The sequence below is a fragment of the Rhodococcus sp. JS3073 genome (assembly GCF_026810085.1).
Classification (GTDB): Bacteria; Actinomycetota; Actinomycetes; order Mycobacteriales; family Mycobacteriaceae; genus Rhodococcus_F; species Rhodococcus_F wratislaviensis.
The window spans coordinates 5,327,892-5,351,357 of the sequence record NZ_CP113951.1 but is presented as its reverse complement, the minus strand read 5'-3'; the positions used below and the strand labels follow the sequence as shown (position 1 = coordinate 5,351,357).

At 65.8% G+C, this 23,466-nt stretch carries 18 protein-coding genes and 2 pseudogenes; 16 read left to right on the top strand and 4 right to left on the bottom strand.

All coding sequences use genetic code 11. The annotated features are described in order from the left end of the window. Positions 1-2: 2 nt before the first annotated feature. Complete coding sequence (locus OYT95_RS24105; protein WP_268789307.1) at positions 3-599, bottom strand: hypothetical protein; 597 nt, start codon at positions 597-599, stop codon at positions 3-5. 555 nt (positions 600-1,154) lie between these two features. Between OYT95_RS24105 and OYT95_RS24100 the strand changes: the two genes are divergently transcribed. Further along, on the top strand, positions 1,155-1,481 hold the full coding sequence (locus OYT95_RS24100; RefSeq protein ID WP_268789306.1) for a hypothetical protein: 327 nt from the start codon (positions 1,155-1,157) through the stop codon (positions 1,479-1,481). Between the two features lie 300 nt (positions 1,482-1,781). Here the strand turns inward: OYT95_RS24100 and OYT95_RS24095 are convergent. Further along, positions 1,782-2,399, bottom strand: a pseudogene (locus tag OYT95_RS24095) (alpha/beta fold hydrolase); the annotation flags it as partial. A gap of 829 nt (positions 2,400-3,228) precedes the next feature. On the opposite strand from OYT95_RS24095, the pseudogene OYT95_RS24090 reads away from it, so the two are divergent. Next, a pseudogene (locus OYT95_RS24090) lies at positions 3,229-3,507 on the top strand (YciI family protein). Positions 3,508-3,763: 256 nt separating this feature from the next. Here the strand turns inward: OYT95_RS24090 and OYT95_RS24085 are convergent. Further along, positions 3,764-4,759, bottom strand: a complete 996-nt coding sequence (locus OYT95_RS24085; RefSeq protein ID WP_268789305.1) for an LLM class flavin-dependent oxidoreductase — start codon at positions 4,757-4,759, stop codon at positions 3,764-3,766. Positions 4,760-4,838: 79 nt separating this feature from the next. Continuing rightward, positions 4,839-6,095 carry an MFS transporter gene (locus OYT95_RS24080; RefSeq protein WP_268789304.1) on the bottom strand — a complete coding sequence of 419 codons (1,257 nt, stop codon included), beginning with the start codon at positions 6,093-6,095 and terminating at the stop codon, positions 4,839-4,841. 50 nt (positions 6,096-6,145) lie between these two features. On the opposite strand from OYT95_RS24080, the gene OYT95_RS24075 reads away from it, so the two are divergent. The 14 genes from OYT95_RS24075 (at position 6,146) to OYT95_RS24010 (ending at position 23,449) form a co-directional block, all read left to right on the top strand. Then, positions 6,146-6,523, top strand: a complete 378-nt coding sequence (locus tag OYT95_RS24075; protein ID WP_442971705.1) for a MerR family transcriptional regulator — start codon at positions 6,146-6,148, stop codon at positions 6,521-6,523. A gap of 230 nt (positions 6,524-6,753) precedes the next feature. Continuing rightward, entirely contained in the window at positions 6,754-7,677 is a 924-nt protein-coding gene (locus OYT95_RS24070) for a nuclear transport factor 2 family protein (RefSeq protein WP_268789303.1), read from the top strand. 95 nt (positions 7,678-7,772) lie between these two features. Beyond that, the gene (locus tag OYT95_RS24065; RefSeq protein WP_268789302.1) at positions 7,773-8,789 is read left to right on the top strand and encodes an LLM class flavin-dependent oxidoreductase; all 1,017 of its coding nucleotides are present in this window, start codon (positions 7,773-7,775) and stop codon (positions 8,787-8,789) included. A gap of 560 nt (positions 8,790-9,349) precedes the next feature. Next, a complete protein-coding gene (locus tag OYT95_RS24060) occupies positions 9,350-12,850 on the top strand; it encodes a serine/threonine-protein kinase (RefSeq protein ID WP_268789301.1) in 3,501 nt (1,166 codons plus the stop codon). A 386-nt stretch (positions 12,851-13,236) separates the two neighbouring features. Continuing rightward, positions 13,237-14,505 carry an MFS transporter gene (locus tag OYT95_RS24055; protein ID WP_268789300.1) on the top strand — a complete coding sequence of 423 codons (1,269 nt, stop codon included), beginning with the start codon at positions 13,237-13,239 and terminating at the stop codon, positions 14,503-14,505. A gap of 3 nt (positions 14,506-14,508) precedes the next feature. Continuing rightward, entirely contained in the window at positions 14,509-16,947 is a 2,439-nt protein-coding gene (locus OYT95_RS24050; RefSeq protein ID WP_268789299.1) for a glycoside hydrolase family 3 protein, read from the top strand. A 9-nt stretch (positions 16,948-16,956) separates the two neighbouring features. Continuing rightward, on the top strand, positions 16,957-17,610 hold the full coding sequence (locus OYT95_RS24045; RefSeq protein WP_037237211.1) for a TetR/AcrR family transcriptional regulator: 654 nt from the start codon (positions 16,957-16,959) through the stop codon (positions 17,608-17,610). A gap of 2 nt (positions 17,611-17,612) precedes the next feature. Then, a complete protein-coding gene (locus tag OYT95_RS24040) occupies positions 17,613-18,371 on the top strand; it encodes an IclR family transcriptional regulator (RefSeq protein ID WP_268789298.1) in 759 nt (252 codons plus the stop codon). A 123-nt stretch (positions 18,372-18,494) separates the two neighbouring features. After that, positions 18,495-19,832 carry an MFS transporter gene (locus tag OYT95_RS24035; protein ID WP_268789297.1) on the top strand — a complete coding sequence of 446 codons (1,338 nt, stop codon included), beginning with the start codon at positions 18,495-18,497 and terminating at the stop codon, positions 19,830-19,832. 84 nt (positions 19,833-19,916) lie between these two features. After that, positions 19,917-20,414, top strand: coding sequence for a nuclear transport factor 2 family protein (locus OYT95_RS24030; RefSeq protein WP_268789296.1), 498 nt, complete (start codon positions 19,917-19,919; stop codon positions 20,412-20,414). After that, positions 20,411-20,707 carry a hypothetical protein gene (locus OYT95_RS24025; protein ID WP_268789295.1) on the top strand — a complete coding sequence of 99 codons (297 nt, stop codon included), beginning with the start codon at positions 20,411-20,413 and terminating at the stop codon, positions 20,705-20,707. The genes OYT95_RS24030 and OYT95_RS24025 overlap by 4 nt, the downstream gene beginning before the upstream one ends. A 4-nt stretch (positions 20,708-20,711) precedes the next feature. Further along, on the top strand, positions 20,712-21,995 hold the full coding sequence (locus OYT95_RS24020; RefSeq protein WP_268789294.1) for an aromatic ring-hydroxylating oxygenase subunit alpha: 1,284 nt from the start codon (positions 20,712-20,714) through the stop codon (positions 21,993-21,995). Next, positions 21,985-22,491, top strand: a complete 507-nt coding sequence (locus tag OYT95_RS24015; protein WP_268789293.1) for an aromatic-ring-hydroxylating dioxygenase subunit beta — start codon at positions 21,985-21,987, stop codon at positions 22,489-22,491. The genes OYT95_RS24020 and OYT95_RS24015 overlap by 11 nt, the downstream gene beginning before the upstream one ends. A 10-nt stretch (positions 22,492-22,501) precedes the next feature. After that, on the top strand, positions 22,502-23,449 hold the full coding sequence (locus OYT95_RS24010; RefSeq protein ID WP_268789292.1) for a PDR/VanB family oxidoreductase: 948 nt from the start codon (positions 22,502-22,504) through the stop codon (positions 23,447-23,449). The last annotated feature ends 17 nt before the right edge of the window (positions 23,450-23,466 follow it).

The window sequence follows — 23,466 nt, the reverse complement described above, 5'->3', positions numbered from 1 at the left end:
ATTCAGTCCTGCGTCAGATCGTCGGCCATGTCCCGCAGATCCTGCTCGTGCCCGCCGGCGACGGCCAGGGCCGCCGGCGATCGCGGGTCGTCGGCGAAGTCGGTCGGGCTCAGCCACCAGGACGCCACACCCCACGGGTCGCCCTTCGCGCCGAGGGCCCGGTTGATCTCGGCGACGATCGGGCGGACCTGCCGGCGGTCGGCGTCGAACTGGAAGGCCGGGTAGAGCTTGTGCCCCGATACCGGCAGCGCGATCACCGTGCCGGCCGCCGACAGGCGGCTGGCGGTGTTGCGGCTGGTGGGCGCCTTCCCCAGGACACGACTGACGGCGGTGGAGTCGAGCATCTCGTGCTGGTCGACGATCGAGTTCAGCACGGACGCCACAATCCGTGTGCGGGCCACCGCCGCGGCGGCCGGGTTGGCGACCGCACGCTCCTGTTGACGTGCCAGCGCGGGGCTCATCGACAGCAACGCCGTCACATCGTCACGGACAGGACGCAGGGCGGGGCGCCGGGAGAACTCCTCGACCAACAGCTCCACGAGGTCCGGGTCCGACAAGGCATGGATCGAGTCGCGGGCCCGATCTCGGTCGACGAGCATATCCACCTCCGATTGTGCCAACAGTGTACCGCGTACCGCCCGTGTCACGATAGGCGCGTGCGGACGAATCTCGGCACGGGCGCCGTCTCGCCGAATACTTCGACAGCCCGCGGGCAGGTCCGCAACCGCAACAAGCGCCCCCCGCCGTGCCGACATGGGTCGGCATTCACACTCAACGGCATCGGGACCGCTTCGGCTCCCCAGATAACAACGAGCCCTTTCACTCACAATCAAGCGCCAGCACCGTCCCACTTCGGACCTCGGCGAATGCCCACAGCCGAATGAGCGCGGCGGCATGATGCACCCGCGCAGCGGGTGGCGAGGTCATGAAATTACTTAGCAAAAAGAGTTAGCACTCCCACGACACGAGTGCTAAATTTCTTATGGGGTCTTCGTCACAAGCGGAGACCCTCGACCGAGTCGCAATCCTCGACCTCCGAAACGGCTTCGACACCACCGTTCCCGTTGCGCCCGAACAGTTCTTGGCGACACTTTCGGTCTCGTCCATCGTACTTGCCTCGTCGACCCGACTCGTTAACCGTGAAAGGGAGGATCATGACGGCCGCCGTCCCCGACAGCCCCCGTGCCGACCACCGCATGTGCTCCTCCCTCGACGACAACGGGATACCGAAACAGCATGGGTCGCGGCTGCCCGCGGTGTCGATCGCGATCGGGGCGCTATCCGTGGCGTCGTTCTGGGTGGTCGGACTCGGCTTCCTCCTGGGGTTGGCCGCGGTGGTCTGCGGCGCCGTCGCCACGTCGCGGTCCGCGGTAGCGGACGACGAGGCGGCATCCTTGCGGGCCCTCCTGGGCGTCGTTGCCGGCGCCGCAGGGATCACCGTCTCCGCGATCGCCCTGTTCCCCATGCTCGCGCACCTGTGAATAACGGGAACCGGTAGCAGCGCGAACATGGCGGATCCACTATTTGATCGCCATCCGAGGTCTGCTGCGGTTCGGTCGCCCACGCCCCTCCTGCCCTGACGGTTACGATCGCCCCGCTCGTTGGATTCGCGAAATGTTCCGACAGTGCAGCATTACGATGCTGACCCACTCCGATCGCCTACGGACGGATCAGTCGGACGGCGACCGGTTGCGGAGCCAAATCCGGTTCGCCGCTGCAACCGGCACGGATGCAGATTTAAGCTGATCCCTCGACCGGTCGCGTCCGAGGGCTCGACCGCGTCAGTAGCGCGCTGCGATAACGTCTTCGTCGAGGAATCCCTTCAATCCGCCACTGAAGGCATCGCTGTCATCGCCGGCGACCATATGGCCGGCCCCGGCGACGTCAATCAGCGTGGCCGTCGGAATCAGCTCGAGCAGCTCCCTGGCGCCTTCCTCGCTGACCACATGGGATTGCGTGCCCCGCACGAGCAACGTGGGAACCGTGACCGCGGCCGCGGCGGCCCGAGCGCGTTCGTATCGCACGATCGAATCGGCCTGACGAGTCGGTTCGTCGCCCTGGCGAAGGAACGCCGGATCCCAATGCCAGAACCAGCGGCCATCACGCAGGCGGAGGTTTTTGCGCAACCCATCCGGGTTGGGCTTGCGAACCCGGTTCGGGGTATACGCCGCGATCGCCGCAGCAGCCTCGGCCAGGCTCGCGAAACCCTCGAGGCCACTGCGCATGAACGCCATGATCTCCGCCGTGCCGGCGGTTTCGACCTTCGGCGCGATATCGACCAAGACCAGACCCCGAGCGAGCTCCGGGTTCTCCCCCTGCCCGATCAACGACGTCATACCGCCCATCGAGGCACCGACGAGCACCGGCCTCACCCCCAGCTCGCCGATGACCGACGTGACTACCGACTGGATACGCGATCGGGTCGAACGCATCTACGACACCATCATCGCCATCCTCGACAGGTCGAACGCGGAGTCGATCACCCCCGGACAGGCAGCCGACAGCATTGCCGTAGCACGCCTGTCCTCCACCCCCTCACGTAGAGCCCGAGCCACCAGCTCGGCCGGGGCCCTGTGCCGCTGCCGCCCGACGGCAGCGAGCGTATCCCGAGCGTTCTGGCGCCCGCCCGGGATGCGGGCGGCCCCGTCGTCCAACCGGCAACGACGGGGCTGCCGATTACCAATCTGATCCGATCTCCCGGATCACGCTAGGGTCCCGTACGTGCTGCGCATTCGACTCTCTCGGCATCTCCGCCGTTTTCCTCGGGGTGGTGCCTGAGCCGGGGTGGTCAGTTCAAGCACCCAAGTCCACGGTGGCGGCGGCCGTATCAGGCGATGTTCGATCCCGCCTCCCCCATTCTTTAACGAACCGGCGGGATCGCGCACACACTGCTCGGGCCGGAGGATCGGACGCAACCACGCCGCGGAGTATCCTGATGACAAAGTATCAAAAGGCGGATATACCATGGGTCTTCGAGGCTTTGGCGGTTCCAGTCGATCGCTCGGTCCTCTATGGACCGAGCGTCCCGAGATCGGGGTCCTTGCTGATGCCTCCGCTTGGTAATGAAGCCGCTGATGGCCGAGTTTGATCCACTGGAGACACAGAGCGACGTCGCGCACCCGGTCGCGACCGAGTTGAGCACGGCCGGATTCGAGGATGCCGATGAGATCGGTCGCGGCGGCTTCGGTGTCGTTTATCGCTGCTGGCAGCCACGAGGAATCAGAAACCATGCCAATCTTCGTCGTCGACTACACCTACTAAGCCCAAACCGCCGCAGGCCGTGACACGTACCGATCCGGACACCGAGCATGGCTCTCCGAATTGGTCGACCAGCGGATCGTCATCGCCTGCGGCCCGTACGCCGATGACAGCGGTGCCTTCATCCTCGTGGAGGCCGACACGACCGACACGGTCGCACAGCTCTTCACGCACGATCCCTTCGTCATCCACGGCCTGGTACCGGACCATCGAATCGTCGAGTGGACGCCGGTGATGGGTCGTCTCTAAAACTATGGGGCAGGATTCGGAATCATATTGCTCAACTGGTCTTCACAACCGACTCGGCTGGAAGACCAACTGCACTGCGGGGTTTCGGCAGCGTCAGCAGGCGTGCCATCCGAGGCGGCACGCGCTCTGGTCATGGGATCACGTTGCGATTAGCCACGGTAAGGGCGCCCACCGTTGCGCTATCGAACGACGGGGGGTCACGGTGCCCTGTCCCTTCTGTGCATCGAGGCGGGACGAACGGTGAGAGAGTCGGGTGTCATGCGGTCTTCAGGTCGGCGAGGAGTTCGTAGCTGCGGATCCGGTCCTTGAACTCCCAGGTCTCGGTGAGAACGATGAGTTCGTCGGCCTGCGTCTGCTCGACCAACTCGTTGAGGCCGTCGCGGACGGTGTCAGGCGAGCCGACGCAGGACGCGCGGAGCATGGCACCGACGGCCGAAGCTTCTTGCGCGGACCACAGCTGGTCGATGTCGTCGACGGGAGGCAGGTTCTGCAGTTCGCCGCGGATCAGGGTGAGGAACTTGCGCTGGAGGGTCGTGAAAATGTGCTGGGCGTGTTGGTCGGAGTCGGCGGCGATCACGTTCACGCCGACAACGGCGTGTGGCTTGTCCAGGTTCTCGGAGGGGCGGAAGTTCGCACGGTAGATGTCCAGGGCAGCGGACAGCTGGTTGGGAGCGAAGTGCGAGGCGAAGACGAAGGGCAGGCCTTCCTTCGCGGCGAGGGCCGCGCCGAAGGTGGAGGAACCGAGGATGTACAGCGGGACGTTGGTGCCCTCGCCGGGGATGGCGCGGACCCGGCTGGTGGGTCCGCCCGGCGCGAGGTAGCGGCGAACCTCCGCCACCTGGGCCGGAAAGTCCTCGGCGGTGGCTTCACCGCGCCGCAGTGCCTGGGCGGTCCACGGGTCGGTACCCGGTGCGCGACCCAACCCGAGGTCGATGCGTCCGGGGTAGAGGGAGGCGAGGGTGCCGAACTGCTCGGCGACCACGTACGGGGCGTGGTTGGGGAGCATGATGCCGCCGGAGCCGACCTTGATCCTCTCGGTGGCAGCGGCCACCTGCCCGATCAGGACGGAGGTCGCCGCCGAGGCCACGGCGGCCATGTTGTGGTGCTCGGCGATCCAGTAGCGGTGGTAGCCGAACTCCTCTGCCTTGCGTGCGAGTTCGATGGTCTCGTGCAGCGCCTCGGTGGCTGTGCCGCCGTGCCGGATGGGGGCGAGGTTGAGAAGGGAGAGCGGGATATCGCGGAGGTTGTTCATGACTGTGCGAGATTGCCTTTCGCTTGCTGCGGCGGATGTGTGATCACGCCTGGATATGTGCGGATGAGGGTGGTGCAGGTCAGCGGTGCTGACCGAGCTCGGCGAGTTCGTGAGTGAGGCTGGCCTCGTCCTTGTTGCCGGGTCGGGCGATGACGGCCGACGTCGTGCGCCGGGGGAACGCGGACGTGCGCGCGAACACGACGATGAGCAAGGCGACCGCGGTGAGTGCAGCGGCCGCACCGGGCACGGCGGCCACGCCGATGTGATCGAGGACCCGGCCGCCGACCAGCGAACCGCCGCCGATGCCGAGGTTGAAGCCGATTATGAACAGCGCGGAGGCGGCAGCCTGTGCGGCTGGCGCTGCTTTGAGCGCGGCCGACTGCAGGAAGGTCGGTAGTGCCGCGTAGGCCAGTCCCCACAGCACAATCAGAGCGATCGTCGCAGGAGTGAACCAGCCGACTGCCCCCAATCCGGCAAGGGCCAGAACCACGATGCCCACGGCGCTCAGCAGGGCACCCCGCGGGCGCCGGTCCACCAGCATTCCGGCGCACCACACCCCGGCGATGCCCGCGACACCGAAGGCGAAAAAGACTGGGCTGACCGCTTTCTCGGAGATACCGGCATCCTGCAGATAGGGGGCGACATAGGTATAGAGCGTGAAGTGACCCAGCATGACCACGGTGGTCGTGACGGCGATGGCCAGCACTCCAGGGATCCTGAACGCCTTGGCGGCCGACGAGTCGGCGGAGCGCGTGCCAGGAACCTGAGGCAACAGGGCAGGAGCCGCGACCATCACGAGGACCGCAACCCCGGCCAGGACGACGAAGGCCGCCCGCCAGCTCAGGGCATTACCCAGCGCCGTACCGAGGGGCACGCCGAGGGACAGGGCTGCGCTGTTGCCGGCGTAAACCGTGGCGACGGCGCGGCCGGCGCGGCCGGGAGCGACCATCTGCGTGGCGTAAGCAGCCATCATCGACCAGAGCACACCGTGCACCAGCGCCGCGATGAGTCGGCCGATAACGGCCACGGGAAAGGTGGGGGCGAGGGCCATCAAGAGGTTGCTCACGGCGAAAGCTGCCATGATCACCAGAAAGAGTCGACGCCGTGGCCAGTTGGCGGTCCATGCGGTGACGGGCAAGGTCACGAGCATGACAACGAAGGCGTAGATCGCGACCAACAGTCCGACCTGCGACTCTGATGCCCCCAGGCCTTGGCCCATCTGCGGCAGCAGACCCATGGGCAGGGTCTCGGTGGTGATGGTCATGAAGGCCGCCACGAACAGGACGGCGAGGCCGCCCCTTTTCGATCTGGAGGAGTCGTTCATTACGTCGGTCACGCCACTGACGCTAAACTTATACATTGATGTCAAGGTCAAGCCGAAACGGAGTGAAGCACATCACCATGAAGATCGGTGAACTTTCCCATCGCACCGGAGTCGCCACCCGACTCCTGCGCTACTACGAACAGCAGGACTTGCTGCACCCCGACCGCCTGGCCAACGGCTACCGGGACTACCCCGAGAGCGCAGTGCAGCGCGTCCAACAGATTCGCGATCTGCTCCAGGCGGGGCTGAGCACCGGGGTCATTCGCGAGATCGTGCCCTGCTTCCTCGGCGCCGGTGCCGCCTTGCGCCCGATGGTCGACGCGGAGTTGGCCGCGAATCTCGCCCGCGAGTTAGGCGAGATCGAGCGGCGTATCGACACCCTGACGCGCAATCGGGACGCCATCCGCGCCTACCTGACGGTCGCCAGCCCGGCTGCCTGAGAGGCAAGAGAGAGAAGGGCGCCCGCCGACAGGGTGTGGATCTCAGGTTTCCGAGTTCGGTCGAATTCCGTTCTGCGCGTAGCACCGTGCGTGGATGGTGACGTGCTTCACTCCGCTGTCGCTTGACCTTGACATCAATGTCATTGTTTAGCGTCGTCGACATGACCCGCAACAATCGATCGATCACATCGGAGCGAGGCCGCCTCGACCCAGAATCAGGACAAAGGTCGATGTCCCCGACGGCCGAGGGGGTACTCGCGGCGTTGGACATCTTCGTGGCAGGTTGGGCCGACAGTGACCAGGACGCCCTGACTACCGTCTTCGCCGACGCGAGCGTCCTGTACTCCAGTGCGCATGGTCAGGCCCGCGGAGCCAGGGCAATCACGGCTCTGTTCAGCGCCGATTTCGATCCCATCATGCCCCTCGACATAGTCACCACGAACCACTTCGTCGGCGGTGACGACGAGCGGACAGTACTTACCTCCTACCTGTACGGTCTCACGCCGCAAACGGAACCGGCGCCTTCGACGTTCGGCGCGACACTCGTGGCCGACCTCGTCCGGACCGAGTCCGGTTGGCAATTCGAGGTCCTGCGGCTGTCCATCCCATGGATCGACGGGGACGAGGCTCGGTTCGCGAAATGGAGCATCCCGTCCCCCGAAGGATGGAAGATCGGCGACGCGACGCCCAGCATCGTGAGCGAGTTGGACTCGCCCTGGGCCCGCGGTATCCCTGATCTCGACCCCCACGATGCCGTGCGGCAGGTCGCCGACTTCTACTCGCGCTATTCGTGGGCCATCGACCAAGGCGACATCACGCTCCTACGTGGCTGCTTCACCGAGGACGTCTTCGGGGCGTTCCCCCCGATGGGTGACCTCCAGGGACGTCATGAAGTCATCGGACAGATGAAGTCCTTCCGTCGTCTGTGGCCGTGGATGCAACATTTCGGCTGCCCGCTGCAGATCACGGTCGACGAAGCTCGCAATACCGCTCACCTTGTGGTCGGCCGGATCATCCCTCAGCGGCCGGCTACACCGAGTGGGCAGGATCTCTACGGAGCCCACTATCAGTTGGATCTCCGCCGCGAAGACGGTACCTGGAAGATCTCGCGTTTCGAATACATACCCGGCTGGATCACCGCGGCGGAACGGTAGACCGCCCGCCGAGTCGCGGCCGCCGTGCCGCCTCCCAGGTGTCTTTCCCCGCCGAAGGCACCCCTGACCCACCCCTAGACAAGAAACGGCACGCGATGGATACCCTTTCCACTCCTCCGGATCGTCCGGCACTCTCGCTTCTCGATCTCGCACCTATCCGTCACGGCCACACTGTCGGTGACGCATTGCACCGCACCGTCGAACTCGCCGCCTATGCCGAGCGCCTGGGCTTCCACCGCTACTGGCTTGCCGAGCACCACAACATGGCGCCGATGGCGAGCTCGGCCAACATCATCCTGGCCGGCGCGGTCGCCGCCGGGACCCGGACCATCCAGGTCGGCACCGGCAGTCTCAATCTGTCCAACTACGCGCCGCTCGTCGTGGCCGAGCAGGTCGGCACTCTGACAGCCCTGCACCCCGGCCGCTTCGATCTCGGGCTGGGGCGCGCACCGGGAACGGACCCGTGGACGGCGGCCGAAATCCGTCGCGGGCGACCGGCGGATCAGGAGTTCACTGCGCAGTTCGCCGAACTCCTCTCCTACCTCCACGGCACACGACCACAGGTGCGGGCCATCCCGGGAGAGGGCGCCGATATACCCATCCACCTGCTGGGTTCCGGTGTCTACAGCGCGGCCTTGGCTGCGCGTCTCGGGCTGCCGTTCGTCTTTGCCGCACACTTCGCCCCGTCTCGGCTGCAGGAAGCAACGGATCTCTACCACTCCACATTCCGCCCTTCGCAGACGCTGTCCGAGCCGTATGCGATGGTCTCCGTGAACGCAGTCCTCGCGGATGACGACCGAGAGGCGGCCCGGCTGTTCACCTCCGTCCAACAGCGGTTCCTCGCAACGGTGCGCGGCCGGATGCAGCCGCTGGATCCACCGGTGGACGACATACACCGGCTGTGGACCCGGGCCGAAGCCGCGGCGGTGGCGGAGCAGCTGAACCAGTCCTACATCGGCACTCCTGAGACCGTCCGTCCTCGACTCGAAGCGCTCGTGGCTCGGACGGGCGCCCGCGAGCTCGTCTTCATGTCGGAGACCTACGACCAAGCAGCACGTATGCGCTCGTACGAGCTCATCGCCAGCCTCTGGGACCCCGCGACGGCACGGTAGCCCGACAGCGCAAGGACTGCGGCCTGGGCTGCCCGGCGCGCAGTTCACCGTCGTGGCCACCAATCCGAGTCAGAGTTCGTCTCTGCTCCCGTCCAGGATCGGAGTGCCGGCTAAATACACCCGATACTTCATTCGACGCATTTGATGCAGGTAATGGGTCCGAATACCGTTGCGAGAGAAATCGATATGCCTGGACACCACGAGCAGCGCAGAGGTCTGCACGATTCCCGCGAGCTGCCAAAAGGAACCAAAATCGATTTGGGCACAACAACTCCCGATGTCCTCTAGTCCGGTCTGGAATAGCTCGGCCGCTCTGGTCGGCATCACCGAGGGTTGCGGCGGCACCGCAGCCGTGGGCGAACAGTGCGAGCGCTACTCGATCTTGCCTTGACGGACCACCGACCTCGACCTGGGCCCCGGCTGACCGTGCGAGCCGCTCGAACTAACTATTCACCGACGATTCGTGGGTTCGGATCGGGGCTATGCTCGCATTGATGCTCGAGAGGTGATGTGCATGACACCGCGATTGCGGACACCAAGGCACGGGATCGAGGTCGGCCGTGGCCGAATACGATCCAACGGCGACACAGCGTGATCTGACCCCGGGTATCGCCACGGAGTTGGCCGCGGCGGGGTTCGATGATGCCCAGGAGGTCGGTCGGGGCGGCTTCGGCGTCGTCTACCGCTGCCTGCAGCCATCCCTCGACCGCACCGTCGCGGTGAAGGTGCTCACCGCCGATCTGGATCCGGACAACCTCGAGCGGTTCATTCGTGAGCAACGGGCGATGGGCCGGCTGTCCGGGCATCCGAACATCGCCAACATTCTGCAGGTCGGTGCCACCACCAGCGGGCAACCGTACATTGTGATGCACTACCACCCGCACGGTTCGCTGGCGACACGGATTCACCACACGGGCCCGATCGAGTGGCAGGAGGCGGTTCGACTGGGCGTGAAGATCTCGGGCGCGCTCGAGACCGCACACCGAATCGGCACCGTACATCGGGACGTCAAGCCCGCGAACATCCTGCTCACGAACTACGGGGAACCGCAGTTGACCGATTTCGGAATCGCTCGCATCGCGGGTGGCTTCGAGACCTCGACGCGAGCGGTGGTCGGCTCACCGGCGTTCACCGCACCCGAGGTGCTCAAAGGCCAGCCCCCCACCCCGGCATCGGACGTGTACGGCCTCGGAGCGACGCTGTTTTGCGCGATCACTGGGCATGCCGCGTTCGAGCGGCGCAGCGGCGAGCACGTGATGGCCCAATTCCTGCGGATCACTTCCCACCCCGTCCCGGAACTGCGTGGGGAGGACATCCCCGACGACATATGTGCCGCGATCGAACGAGCGATGTCCCGGGAGCCGGCCAGTCGTCATGCGACCGCCGTCGAGTTCGGGGAGGAATTGCGCGAAGCCCAACTCCGGAACGGCCTGCCCGCCGACGAGATGGCCCTACCCGCCGACCTCGACACGCAGACCCACGATGAACATCGCCGCGGCGCCTCGACCAGGACTGCGTCGGGCAGGTCCGGCCCGATGACGACGGCCGGCCGAAACGATGCAGCGACGCCAAGCACGCCGCCGGCCCCCTCCACCCGATTCCGCCCGCCCACGCCGACCCGGCAACTGGTCGAGCGTAGACAACTCATCGACTCCCTACGCGCCGGAGAGCGGCGCAGGTTGACGGTCATTCACGCGCCTGCCGGATTCGGCAAGAGCACCCTCGCCGCCCAATGGAGTGAAGTGCTGACCGAGGAGGGTGTGGCGGTCGCGTGGCTGACGGTCGATCACGATGACAACAACGTGGTGTGGTTTCTCTCGCATCTGGTCGAGGCGATCAGACGGGTCCGCCCGACCCTGGCGCGCGACCTCGGGCAGGCGCTCGACGAGCACGGCGACGAGGCCGAGCAGTACGTCCTGTCTTCGCTGATCAACGAGATCCACGCCCGCGGTGAGCGGGTGGCGATCGTGATCGACGACTGGCACCGGGTCACCGACGCCGGGACACGCGGAGCCATGGGATTCCTGCTCGACAACGGCTGCCACCACATCCAGGTCGTCGCGGCAAGCCGCACCCGGGCCGGCCTTCCGATGAGTAGAATGCGCGTGCGTGATGAACTTGTCGAAATCGACTACACAGCATTACGTTTCGATGACAATGAGGCACGATCCTTCCTGGTCGACCTAGGCGGACTGGAGCTGGAGCAGGAGGATGTCGCGGACCTGCGGGATTCAACCGACGGGTGGGTGGCGGCGTTGCAATTGGCATACCTGTCACTGCGCGGACGCGACGACCCCACCGAGCTGATCGGGCACATGTCGGGTCGGCATCACGCCATCGGCGAGTTCCTCGCCGAGAACGTGCTCGACACGTTGGAACCGGAGATCCTCGATTTTCTGCTGGCGACGTCGGTCACCGAACGGATCAGCGGCAGCCTCGCGGGCGCGCTGGCGCACGTGTCCCGCGGGCAGGCGCTACTCGAAGTAGTCGAGGAGCGGGATCTGTTCCTGCGACGGGTGGACGAGGACGGAGTGTGGTTCCGGTACAACCACGTGTTCGCCGAGTTCCTGCAACGACGACTCGAGCGTGATCAGCCCGAGCGGATCGACGAACTTCACCGCACGGCATCGACATGGTTCGCCGATCACGAGCTACTCGGCGAGGCCGTCGATCACGCGCTCATGGCTGGGGATCAGGTCCGGGCGGTCGAGCTCGTCGAGCGCGATGGGATGCACCTGATCGAGTACTCGCACATGACGACCCTCCTCGGTATGGTTGCGAAACTCCCTCCCGCGCTAACGGAGTCGCGTCCGTGGTTGCAACTCGCCGTAACCTGGGCCAATATCATGCTGCACCGTGCCGAACCTGCACAGAGAGCACTCGACCTCGTCGAATCAACGCTCGATCGTGTTCCCTCCACCGACGAGGTCGCCGATCTCAGAGTAGAGGCCGCCGTGATGCGGGGCGTTATTCGGTTCCGCGCGGACCGAATCGACGGCGCGGACGAGTTGGTCCAGGCATGCCTGCCGCGGCTGGACACGTTGCGGCCGTGGGTTGTGTCGAGTGCCGCGAACATGGCAACCTATCGCGCGACGTACCAGTTCGATTTCGACGAAGCGCGCCGACTGCAGGAATGGGCCTCCACATTTCATGCGCGAACCAACGGTCCGTACCTGGTGATGCACGGGCACTGCTTCGCCGGCCTTGCCGCCTACGAACAACTCGATGTCGCCGCAGCAGAAAGCAGCTTCCGGGCGGGGGTGCGTGTGGCAAGGAAGATGGGCGGTAAACACTCGGAGGCCGCGCGCCTGGCCGATTCTCTCCTCGGCGCGTTGTTGTACGAACGGGGCGAGATCGACGAAGCCGAACAGTTGCTCGACGAAGGCTATGAGCTTGGGGGCGAAGGCGGTCTCGTGGAATTCAAGATCCCTCGGTATGTCCTCGGGGCGCGTATCAAGGCCCTGCGGGGCGATCGGTCAGCGGCAGCGCAGCGACTGGATGAGGGGGCGAGGATCGCTGTGACACTGTCCCTTCCGCGGTTGCGCGCCAATGTCGAGAACGAACGGATCAGGCTGGGGCTACCCCTGAGCTCCGACATCCCGGTCTCGCCCCCCGCAGAATATTCTTCCCGTCGACGACCGGTCGACGGCATCGAGGCACTGACGGCGCAGATCGAAGAGGCAACAGCGATCAGACTGCTGCTCGATGAGCTTTCACCGGACCAGGTCGAGCTCGCCTGCACGTGGGCACAGGAGTGGGTGGACTTACTCCGAGGTCGCGGCGCGCACCGGCTGTTGATGCAGGGTAGGAGGCTGCTCGTGGCCTGTTTGTCCGCCTCGGGCCGCATCGACGAAGCCAAGGAACTGCTCGCCTCGATCGCAGCACAGTGCGCCGAGCTGGGCATGATGCGTCACCTTCCGGATGGCGGACCGCACATCGTCTCGCTCATCGCGGCATTGCGGGGGGACCAGGTCGCGGGGCGGTGGCGCAAGGACTGGGCACCGGTCCCGGCCGCTTTTCTCGCGGACGTGGTGACTGCCGAGGCACCGCACAGGATCTGATGAGTTACGGCCAGCGACGCGCTCTGGCACCCACTCGAGCAGGCTTCGAGACCACCAGCCGCTTCCATACAGCACCACACGCTCGAATGTCACGAGCCCATACGGTCGGGCAACGCCACGACGATGTTCGGGCCGTCCGCAATGAACACTGCCCCGCCGCTACCGTGCGTGACATTGGGTTTCGGTCCTGTTAACGATTGCTCTCGCCCCACGCTTCGGCCCGCACAGCGGACCATAGCGTTTGATTTCCGTTCACGCCCTCGCCACAGTCTTCACACCCCCCACCAAGGGTCACAGCAGTCTCGCTCCAACATGCAGACCGAGTACTCGGTCTGTCACACTCATCTCTCCGCCCACGCCGCTGCGTGGGTGCTGAAGGAGGACCCATGACCACGACAGGCGAAGCAGTACCCGTCGCCGCCGTCATCTCCCCACCGACCGAGAAAGCCCCGCCGAAACTCGTGGGGTCCATGGCGCTGGCACAGTTCGGTCTGTCGATCGCGCTGCTCACCCCAGTGACCGCGAGTCTGACGATCAAGGTGCAATCGCTCGTCGGCACGGACAACGTGATCGCCGTGTTCGGTGCGGTCAGCAGTATCGGCGCTCTCGCCGCGTTTCTGGCGAACCCCATCTTCGGCCGGATCAGCGACCGGACGACCGGGCGGTTCGGCCGACGCCGACCCTGGCTTCTCATAGGGATCGTCGGCCTCGCCGTGAGCGAGCTCATCCTTGCTCTCGTGCCCAGCATCGTCGGAATCGCGATTGCCTGGTTCGCGGCGCAGGCGTTCGCCAACGCAGCGCAGGCCGCGCTGATGGCATCGATCGCGGACCAGATACCACCGCAACAGCGCGGCAGGGTGAGCGGTCTCATCGGTGTCATGCAGCAGAGCAGCAAGCTCGGCGCCGCCTATGCGGCCCAGTTTCTGGTGGCGAACATGCTGCTGATGTTCCTGATACCAGCGGTGATCGGCATCGTGTTCCTCCTGCCGTTCCTCCTCCTGCTCCCCGACAAGCCGCTTCTCGAGCGCCCACCGAGCGAAGGCTTCCGCGTGGTACTGAAGACGTTCTGGCTCTCGCCGCGCCGCTACCCCGACTTCGCCTACGCCTGGTCGTCGCGCTTCATGATCACGATGGCGTTGTATCTGTTCATGACGTACCGCCTGCTGTACATGCAGCACGAACTGGGGCTGTCGATCGCCCGCGCGACCGCGGTGATGGCCACCGGTGTGCTGTTCTACACGATCACGCTCGCCGTGGCAGGGCAGGTCGCCGGCTGGCTCTCGGACAGGGTGGGTAGGCGCAAGCCGTTCGTCGTCACCGCGTGCCTGATCTTCGGCATCGGGTTGGTGATGCTCACCCAGGCTCACACCGCGGGTGGTTTCTACGTCGCCGAAGTCGTGCTCGGGCTCGGTTTCGGCATCTACATGGGCGTCGACCTGGCGCTGGTCATCGACGTCCTGCCCGGCCTCGACGACTCGGCCAAGAACCTGGGTGTACTCAACATGGCCAACGTACTGCCGCAGACCCTCGCTCCCGGGATCGGCGCCCTGCTGATCGGGATCGGCGGGCACAACTACGACCTGTTGTTGAGCACGGCCGCCGCCGCCTGCGCGGTGGGTGCGCTCCTCATTTTCCCGATCGGAAAGGTGCGCTAGGCGATGGCTGACACACGGAATCCGCTGGCCGACCAGGCATCCACGGGCCCCCGCCAAGATCTGGAATCGCGAATCCACAAGTCGATTGCGACCCTGGATCTCGAGTCGAAGGTCCGGTTGCTGACGGGTGCAACGAACTTCACGCTGTACCCCGACCCGGCGATAGAACTCGCCGAGGTCGTACTCTCGGACGGTCCGACCGGCGTGCGCGGCGAGCGCTTCACCGGCGGGCGCATCGCGTGCCTGCTGCCCAACGCCACCTTGCTTTCTCAGCACTGGGACACCGCGGTCGCGGAGGAGGTCGGGGCACTGCTGGCGGAGGAGGCCGGCGCGCAGCATGTCCATGTGGTGCTCGGGCCGACGGTCAATCTGCATCGCACCCCCCTGGCCGGACGACTGTTCGAGTCGTTCAGCGAGGACCCGTTGCTCACCGGAGCGCTTGCCTCGGCATACATCAAAGGCCTACAAGACAACGGCATCGGGGCCACGCTGAAACATTTCGTCGCCAACGAGTCGGAGACCGACCGCAAGACCGTGAACTCCGTCGTGGACGAGCGAACCTTGCACGAGGTATATCTCCTGCCGTTCGAGATGGCGGTCGCCGACGCCAATCCCTGGGCGATCATGGCCGCCTACAACGACATCAACGGCGTTCCCGCCACCGCGAACACCGCGCTCATCGAGGGAGTCCTGAAGGACGAGTGGGGATACGACGGGCTGGTCATGTCCGACTGGTACGCGACCGACTCCACTGCCGAGAGCGCCAACGCCGGACTGGACCTCTCGATGCCGGGCCCCGCGGGTCCCTGGGGTGACGCACTTGTCGCCGCAGTCCGAGCCGGCGAAGTGGCGGAGACGACGGTCGACGAACACGTGCGCCGGGTACTGAGATTGGCGGGGCGGGTCGGAGCGCTCGGCTCGGAGCGGGAGTGGCCGTCCACTGCGCCGGCACCCGACAGTCCGAGCCGGCGCGAGGCTCTCCGGAACCTGGCCGCCGGTGGTATGACCGTGCTCGTCAATCGACAGTCGATCCTCCCGCTGGCGACCGAGGGAACCGTCGCACTCATCGGACGGCACGCGACGGAAACCGTTGTGCAGGGCGCTGGTTCGTCGCAGGTACGCCCACCCCATGCGATCGGCATCGCGGACGGCATCACGGAGGCTCTCGGCGCGGATCGGGTATCCGTCGTCGACGGGGTCGAGATCAGCACGGATCCGCTGGCCGCCGCCCAGCACTTCCTGCGCGACCCGGAGACGGGCGAGTTCGGTATGCGGGTCACCACTCGCGACGACCGGGGCGAGGTGATCGAGTCGCGATACGTCGACTGGAGCGAGGTCTCCCTGCGGGAGAGTCCGTGGTTGGAGTCGGCGGCGACCATCGAACTCACCGCCGAGGTCGTCATGGAGCAGGCGACACGCATGCAAGTCGGTGTGCGCGGCCGTGGTGACTGGACATTCACGGCACCGGGTCATTTCGAACAGGTTCACCTGGACCGCGTCGACGACGCGGGTGAAGTGCTGCGACTGCCGTTCCGCACCGTGGTCCTCGACCTGGAACCTGGCGCGACGATCACTGCGGTCGCGGCGGCCGCACCGGGCAGACCCGTCCTCGGACTGGCCGCTCGTGTGGCGACGAAACCACCCGCGGTTGCAATCAGCGCCGCCACTCGGGCAGCGCGTAATGCCGACGTCGCGGTGGTGGTCGTCGGACTCACTCCGGAGCAGGAGACCGAGGAGGTCGACAAGATCACCCTCGCCCTTCCCGGAGAGCAGGACGCCCTGGTCGCCGCTGTCGCGGCCGTCGCGCGCCGTACCGTTGTCGTGGTCAACGCGGCCACGCCGGTGCTGATGCCGTGGTTGGATCGGGTGGACGCTGTGCTGTGGGCCGGGCTGCCCGGCCAGGAGGCAGGGGCGGCGGTGGCCGCGGTCCTGACCGGCGAGGTGGAACCCGCCGGTCGACTCGTCACCACCTTCCCGGCGCGGGACGGGGACGGTCCGACCTGGTCGCCGGTACCGGTGCACGGCGAACTGCCGTACAGCGAGGGCAGCGCCGTGGGGTACCGCGGCTGGCAGACCGAGCCGTTGTTCTGGTTCGGGCACGGATTGGGCTACACGGAATGGTCGTACGGCGAAGCGAATTTGACCGTCGACGACGCGATTCGTGCGGTGACGGTCCCGGTGACCAACAGCGGCTCCCGAGCCGGACGTGAAGTCGTCCAGGCGTACTGGCGACCGGAGGGTGAGCCCGTGCGGCTCATCGGATGGGCCGGCGTCGACGTCGAGCCCGGACAGACCGCGTCCGTCGATGTTCCCGTCGACCGGCGGGTACTGCGTCGGTGGCACCGAGGTGGATGGCAGCCGTTGCCGCTCACCGGCGAGGTGCTGATCGCTCGTGGCCTCGGTGACATCCGGGTCACCCTGCCCGTATCCGGACAACGATAGGGAGCGCGCATGTCCTTTCCACCCGGTTATCACACAGCGCCGCCGAAATCGCAGCGCGAGTTGTCCGGCGAGGTGTCGCGGGCCAAGGCGGTGCGGACGGCCCTGGAACTGTTTGCCACCTCGGGCTTCAAGGGCACGTCGATCGCGAAGGTGGCGGCAGAGAGCGGACTGTCGCAATCCGGTCTGCTACACCACTTTCCGAGTAAGGTGGCGCTACTCTCGGCGGTCCTCGAGGAGCGCGACGCCGAGGACGGCATGTTCCTGACCAACGAGGACGGGGAGGCACCGTTGGGCTGGGACGCGTTCGACGCGCTCGAGGCGTTGGTGGCACGCAACTCGACGCGCCCGCACCTGGTCGGACTGTTCGTCCGACTGTCTGCGGAGGCGGTGGAGGTGGGGCATCCCGCTCACACCTGGATCAAGGATCATTACGTCGGCATGGAAGCCTGGCTGACCGACGCCGTCCGTGTCGGCCAGGCCCGCGGCGACATCCGTGCCGACGCCCCGGGGCCCATCCTGGCTCACCGCACGATCGCATTGGTGGACGGGCTGCAACAGCAGTGGCTGCTGCATCCCGGCCGAGTGTCCATGGTCGAAGAGTTCGGTGCGTACATGGCCGAACTCCACGCCCGCTGGGGGACCGCGCCCGAGCGAGAAGGGTAACCGTGGGAACGACCGAGCCGGAAGGCGAATCATTACTGCGGAAGGTGCGGAGAATCCTGGACGCCTTCGACACCGGCGCGCCAGTGCTCGGACTGTCGGAACTGGCGCGGCGGACCCAGCTCGCCAAGACGACGGTCCACCGGGTAGCCACGGAGATGGTCGAGGTCGGTCTGCTGAACCGGCACGGCCGCCGCTACGAGCTGGGCTCCCTGCTCTTCGAGCTCGGGCAGCGCGTACCGCGGACCAGAGACCTGAGGCTGATCGCGGCGCGGTACCTCGAGGACCTGGCGCTCACCACCCGGGAGACCGTGGTGCTCGCCTTCCCCGGCGATCAGGCGGTCCTCTTCGCCGAGAAGTACTTCAGCCAGCGTGGGGGCGGTGTCACCTTCACCCAGGTCGAGGGCCGGGTTCCATTCCACTGTGGGGCGTCCGGCAAGGCGCTGCTGGCCTTCGGTGACGCGGCGATCCGCGAGCGTGTCCTGGCGTCGACACTGTCACGCCGCACCCGGTGGACTATCGCGGATCCGGCACGGCTGACCGCCGAGCTGGACCAGGTGCGGCGGCACGGCTTCGCGGTGGATCGTCAGGAACTCGTCGTCGGCTACGGGGCCGTCGCGGCACCGGTCCTCTCGCACGGTGTCGCCGTTGCGACGTTGACCGTGGTCGGTCCGATCGACCGCATACAGGTCTCGCGTCTCGCTCCCGTGGTCACAGCGGCAGCTGCCGCTCTCACCCGGGATTTCGAACATGTAAACAACTGACCGTCGCTGACTTTTCGGTCCGAGCACCGGACCGATTGCATTCTCTCGAATGAATCCGTCGTGAACACTCCGTGCAGCTGAACCACAGCTACCGATCTCGACAACGGCCCATGGAGGACCCCTATGACAGGAACGCAGCGTACGCCGCGTCAGGTACGCACGGCGGCGATCGCGAGCCTGGTCGGCAGCGCATTGGAGTGGTACGACTTCTTCCTCTACGGCACCGCTGCGGCGCTCGTCTTCAACACACTGTTCTTCCCCACCTTCGATCCCTTGGTCGGCACGATCGCGGCCTTCGGAACGAACGCGGCAGGGTTTCTCGCCAGACCGTTGGGTGGCGTGATCTTCGGTCATTTCGGTGACCGGGTCGGCCGAAAGTCGATGCTCGTGGTGACTCTGATGATCATGGGGGTGGCGACATTCCTGATCGGCGTCCTGCCGACCTACCATTCCATCGGAGTGTGGGCGGCCGTACTGCTGATTGTGCTGCGCATCGTGCAGGGCATCGCCGTGGGCGGAGAGTGGGGCGGCGGCGTACTCATCGTCAGCGAGCAGGCTCCGAGCCACCGCCGCGGTTTCTACTCGGCGTGGAGCCAGACGGGCGTCGGACTGGGGTTCGTGCTCTCCGCGTCGGTGTACGCACTGGTCCAGACGACGACCACCACGGAAGCATTCCTCGCGTGGGGATGGCGGATCCCCTTCCTGGCCGGCATCGTGCTCACCGTCGTAGGGCTGCTGATCCGGCTCCGGGTCATGGAGACACCGGTAGCCCGGCAGAACGCTGCGGCCACCAAGCCCGCGAGGCCGCCGATTCTCGAGGTGCTCCGCAGCCACCGGAAGTCGGTTCTGATCACGTTCGGCGCGCGAATCGCAGAGAACGGCGCGATGTATGTCTTCCTCACATTCAGTCTTGCCTACGCGGCCAAGATCGGTCTCGACAGCGGGCTCGTCCTGGCCGCAGTCGTAGTGGGGATGCTGATCGAATCGTTCGCGATGCCTGCGTGGGGAGCGCTGTCCGACCGTGTCGGACGCCGTCCGGTGTATCTGGGTGGCGCGATCGCGATGATCGCCTGGGCCTACCCGTTCTTCGCGCTGTTCGACTCGGGCAATCCGATCCTGGTATTCCTGGCTGTGCTCGTGGCGGTCGTGATCTGCCACGGGGCGATGATCGGCACCCAACCGGCGTTCTTCACCGAGCTGTTCGACCGCCGCGTGCGGTACAGCGGAGTCGCCCTGGGACACGAGCTCGCCTCGGTTGTCGCGGGCGGGTTCTCGCCCATCATCGCGACCGCCCTGTTCGCCTGGGCAGGTGCATCCTGGCCGATCGCCCTGTTCCTGATCGGCATGGGTGTCATCACCGTCGTGTCCGTGGCGGCCGCTCCCGAGACCAACGCGAAAGACATCGACGAGCAGGACACTGCAGACACAGCAGAGGCCGACACCGAGGTCCGGACGGGCTGATCTGCCCTCGAACCTTTCTCACCCGGAATCACCACAGCACTCGCCGGCACCGGCACACCATCCTCGAAAGGAGGCCGAAGAAGCATGCCCATCAACAGTGCCGTCTCACCGTCACCTGAGCGCCTGGCACACGACGTGCTGGCCCGCTACCTGGAACTCTGCGACGTCCCCCGACCACCGGCCGTGACCGGTCGGCTCGACGACCTGTTCACGCCGGACGCCGTGTGGGAGGGCATCGGGCCTCTCTACACCGAAAAGTTCGGACGGACGACGGGCTCCGAGGCGATCGCGACGATGCTGTCGGCCCACTTACCCCCGCACGGGAACTTCCTGTCCAACGTCCACCTGCTTCACCCCGGCACGACGACCCTCGACTGCGACGAGGTCGACGGCAGGTGGCTGATGCAGCAGCTCTCCCGGTTCCACTCCGGTGCAACCGAACTCGTCGTGGCCAGGCTCAACGTGACCTTCCTGATCGACAAGAGCAGAGCCAGAATCTCCCGATTCCGCACCGAACGTGTCTTCGACACCGCCCTGACCCCGGCCACGGCCGCCCACCTTCAGGCGTTGATCACACGATGACGACACCGGACGGCCGGACGATGCTCCTCACCTGCTACCGGGACATCCGCTATTACGGCTGGTACCACGTGGACCTGTTCCTGCACGACCGCGACGGCAGAGAACTCAACTGGGTCCATTGGGGAACCCCAGAGGAAGGTCCCGACGGCGCCGACGCCGCCTGTGCGGCCGTCGAGCCCAGTCTGCGACGGATCACCGAGTGGCAGCACGGCATTCGCTCCGACGGCAGCGACTACTGGAGTGCCGGCGCCGCATGGGACGAACACACCGAACCCGACGACTTACAGGAATGACGACATGGACACACCGACCTCACCTGAACTCACGGACACCGACATTGCCGGCCTGGTCCAGAGCGACCGCGTGGACGTCTCCCTCTACACCGACCCTGAACTGTTCGAACTGGAAATGGACCGCATCTTCGACCGGACCTGGGTATGGGTGGCCCACGAGAGCGAGATCCCGAATGCCGGGGACTTCAGAACCGCGATGGTGGGCAGGCAGCCGGTCATCGTGACGCGTGACCGCCGCGGCGGGATCAACGTCCTGCTGAACCGGTGCCGCCACCGCGGCGCCAGCCTGTGCGAGGTACCCCGCGGCAACGCCAACGGTTTCACCTGTCCGTACCACGCGTGGTCGTACGCGCTGGACGGGAAGCTGCGCGGCATCCCCTACCCGGACGGATATGAAGACGTTCTGGAGAAGAAGGACTTGCCGCTGCATCGACTGAAGGTAGACAGCTACGCGGGCATGATCTTCGCGAGCGTCAACCACGACGTGGAACCGCTCGCGGATTTCCTCGGGCCGGCCAAGCGCTGGATCGACCTGTTCATGAAGCAGGGGGCCGGGTATCCGATCAAGGTGCAGGGAGAGCACAAGTTCCGGTTCAACGGCAACTGGAAGATCCAGCTCGAGAACACCACCGACGGGTATCACTTCCCGATCGTGCACCGGTCCTGGATGTCCTCGGTGGACGAGGAGACCGCCGACATGCTGTCGTTCATGACCGACGAGAAGGCGCTCACGCATTCGCTCGGCAACGGCCACAGCGTGATGATCATGGTGCCCGAGCACGTCGACCTCGACGAGGACGACGGCACCGAACAACTACAGGAACGCTTCGGCCACATCGTCGAGGAACTGTCGAAGGAGTTCGACCCGGCGAAGGTGCGGCGTATCGTGCGCTCGATGCACGGAGCCGGGTTCAACCTGAACCTGTTCCCGAACGTGGCGATGTCGATGTCGTTCTTCCGTGTGCTGCGACCGGTCTCGGTGACCGAGACGGAGATTCGGCACCTGGCGCTCGGTTTGGACGGTGCACCGGAGGTCGTCAACCGGGAGCGGCTGCGAATCCACGAACACTTCCAGGGCCCGTTCGGGTTCGGCACCACCGACGACTCCGAGGCCTGGGACCGGGTGCAGCGTGGCGCCGCCGCCGGCCCGGGGCTGCCGATCATGGTGAACCGCGGGCTGGGGCGCGAGCAGGACGAATCCAAGGGCCGGGTCTCGCACGCCACCGACGAGACCGGCATGCGCGAGGCGTACACGATGTGGAAGGCGATGATGACCGATGTCCGTTGAAACCTTTGAGGCCGCACAGCTCTCCGATGTCGGGATCGTCCCGGCCATCGAATTGATCTGGCGCGAAGCGCACCTGCTGGACCGCAAGGAGTACCACGACTGGGACCGGTTGTGGGCGCCCGGCAGCCGATACGTGATCCCCATCGATCCGGACACCGACGATTTCGAGTCCGAGCTGAACATGGTCTACGACGACGACCGCATGCGTCGGATGCGGATCGAACGGCTGACGTCCGGGTACTCCATCTCGGCGACCGCCGCCGCACGCACGGTGCGGACACTCTCCCGGTTCGTGGTCCAGCACCGCGACGACGAGACCGTCGAATTGAGTTCGGCACAGGTACTGGTGGGCTACCGGCGGGAGGAGACTTTCGTACTCGGCGCGGACGTGACCCATCGCATCCGCCTCGACGGGGCCGAGCCGCTCATCGAGGAGAAGGTCGTCCGGCTGATCAACTCTACGGACGCCGTGAACGCGTCCGGATTCCTGCTGTAGGAGACCGACGATGATCACAGTGACGGTTACCGACATCACGACCGAAACCACGTCGGTCAAGCGCTTTTCATTGCGTCGCAGCAACGGCGCTCCCTTCGCGTCATACGCGGCGGGAGCCCACGTGGACGTCACGGGCCCGGGCGGAGTCACCCGCCAGTACTCACTGTGCGGCCCACCCCACCGCACCGACAGCTACGAAATCGCGGTCAAGCGGGAGGACTGCTCCCGAGGCGGGTCCGCGGCACTGCACGACCAGGTCGCGGTGGGCGACGAACTCACGATCAGCGAACCTCGGAACCTGTTCGCCCTCGCCCCGGAAGCCGACACCCACGTCCTGGTGGCGGCCGGTATCGGTATCACCCCTCTCCTGAGCATGGCCTACCAGCTGTCCTCCGACGGCATGCCGTACCGGTTGCATTACTTCGCATCCCGGCGGGAGCAAGCGGCGTTCGTTCCGGTGCTCGAGAACGAGATGTTCGCCTCCTCGGTCGAGTTCCATTTCGGAATCGACCGAAGCGAGCAGCCCGCGGCGCTCACGCGGATTCTCGCCGGTGCCGGATCCGGGACACACGTCTACTCGTGCGGTCCAAAGGAGTTCATGCAGCGTGTCGTCGAGGTGGCAACCCGATCGCTGCCGGACGATCAGGTCCACATCGAGCACTTCCAGCCTCTGGAACCGACCACGCACGATGGCGGCGAGTTCGAAGTCGAACTCGACACCGGTGAAGTGTTCGCCATCCCGTCCGGGCGAAGTATCGTCGAGGTCCTCGGAGACGCCGGCATCGACGTCGACACGTCGTGCCGGGAGGGCATCTGCGGCACCTGCGTTCTGGCCGTGCTCGACGGTGTTCCGGACCACCGCGACAACTGCCTGACTCGCAAAGAGAAAGAATCCGGCGACCAGATCGCTACCTGCGTGTCGCGGGCGAAGACCGCACGGCTGGTACTCGAACTGTGACGACGGCCCACCGACGG

Coding starts and splice junctions, on each gene's coding strand:
- OYT95_RS24105 (WP_268789307.1), bottom strand. CDS start 599: ATGCTCGTCGACCGAGATCGGGCCCGCGACTCGATCCATGCCTTGTCG.
- OYT95_RS24100 (WP_268789306.1), top strand. CDS start 1,155: ATGACGGCCGCCGTCCCCGACAGCCCCCGTGCCGACCACCGCATGTGC.
- OYT95_RS24085 (WP_268789305.1), bottom strand. CDS start 4,759: ATGAACAACCTCCGCGATATCCCGCTCTCCCTTCTCAACCTCGCCCCC.
- OYT95_RS24070 (WP_268789303.1), top strand. CDS start 6,754: ATGTCCCCGACGGCCGAGGGGGTACTCGCGGCGTTGGACATCTTCGTG.
- OYT95_RS24065 (WP_268789302.1), top strand. CDS start 7,773: ATGGATACCCTTTCCACTCCTCCGGATCGTCCGGCACTCTCGCTTCTC.
- OYT95_RS24055 (WP_268789300.1), top strand. CDS start 13,237: ATGACCACGACAGGCGAAGCAGTACCCGTCGCCGCCGTCATCTCCCCA.
- OYT95_RS24050 (WP_268789299.1), top strand. CDS start 14,509: ATGGCTGACACACGGAATCCGCTGGCCGACCAGGCATCCACGGGCCCC.
- OYT95_RS24045 (WP_037237211.1), top strand. CDS start 16,957: ATGTCCTTTCCACCCGGTTATCACACAGCGCCGCCGAAATCGCAGCGC.
- OYT95_RS24035 (WP_268789297.1), top strand. CDS start 18,495: ATGACAGGAACGCAGCGTACGCCGCGTCAGGTACGCACGGCGGCGATC.
- OYT95_RS24030 (WP_268789296.1), top strand. CDS start 19,917: ATGCCCATCAACAGTGCCGTCTCACCGTCACCTGAGCGCCTGGCACAC.
- OYT95_RS24025 (WP_268789295.1), top strand. CDS start 20,411: ATGACGACACCGGACGGCCGGACGATGCTCCTCACCTGCTACCGGGAC.
- OYT95_RS24020 (WP_268789294.1), top strand. CDS start 20,712: ATGGACACACCGACCTCACCTGAACTCACGGACACCGACATTGCCGGC.
- OYT95_RS24015 (WP_268789293.1), top strand. CDS start 21,985: ATGTCCGTTGAAACCTTTGAGGCCGCACAGCTCTCCGATGTCGGGATC.
- OYT95_RS24010 (WP_268789292.1), top strand. CDS start 22,502: ATGATCACAGTGACGGTTACCGACATCACGACCGAAACCACGTCGGTC.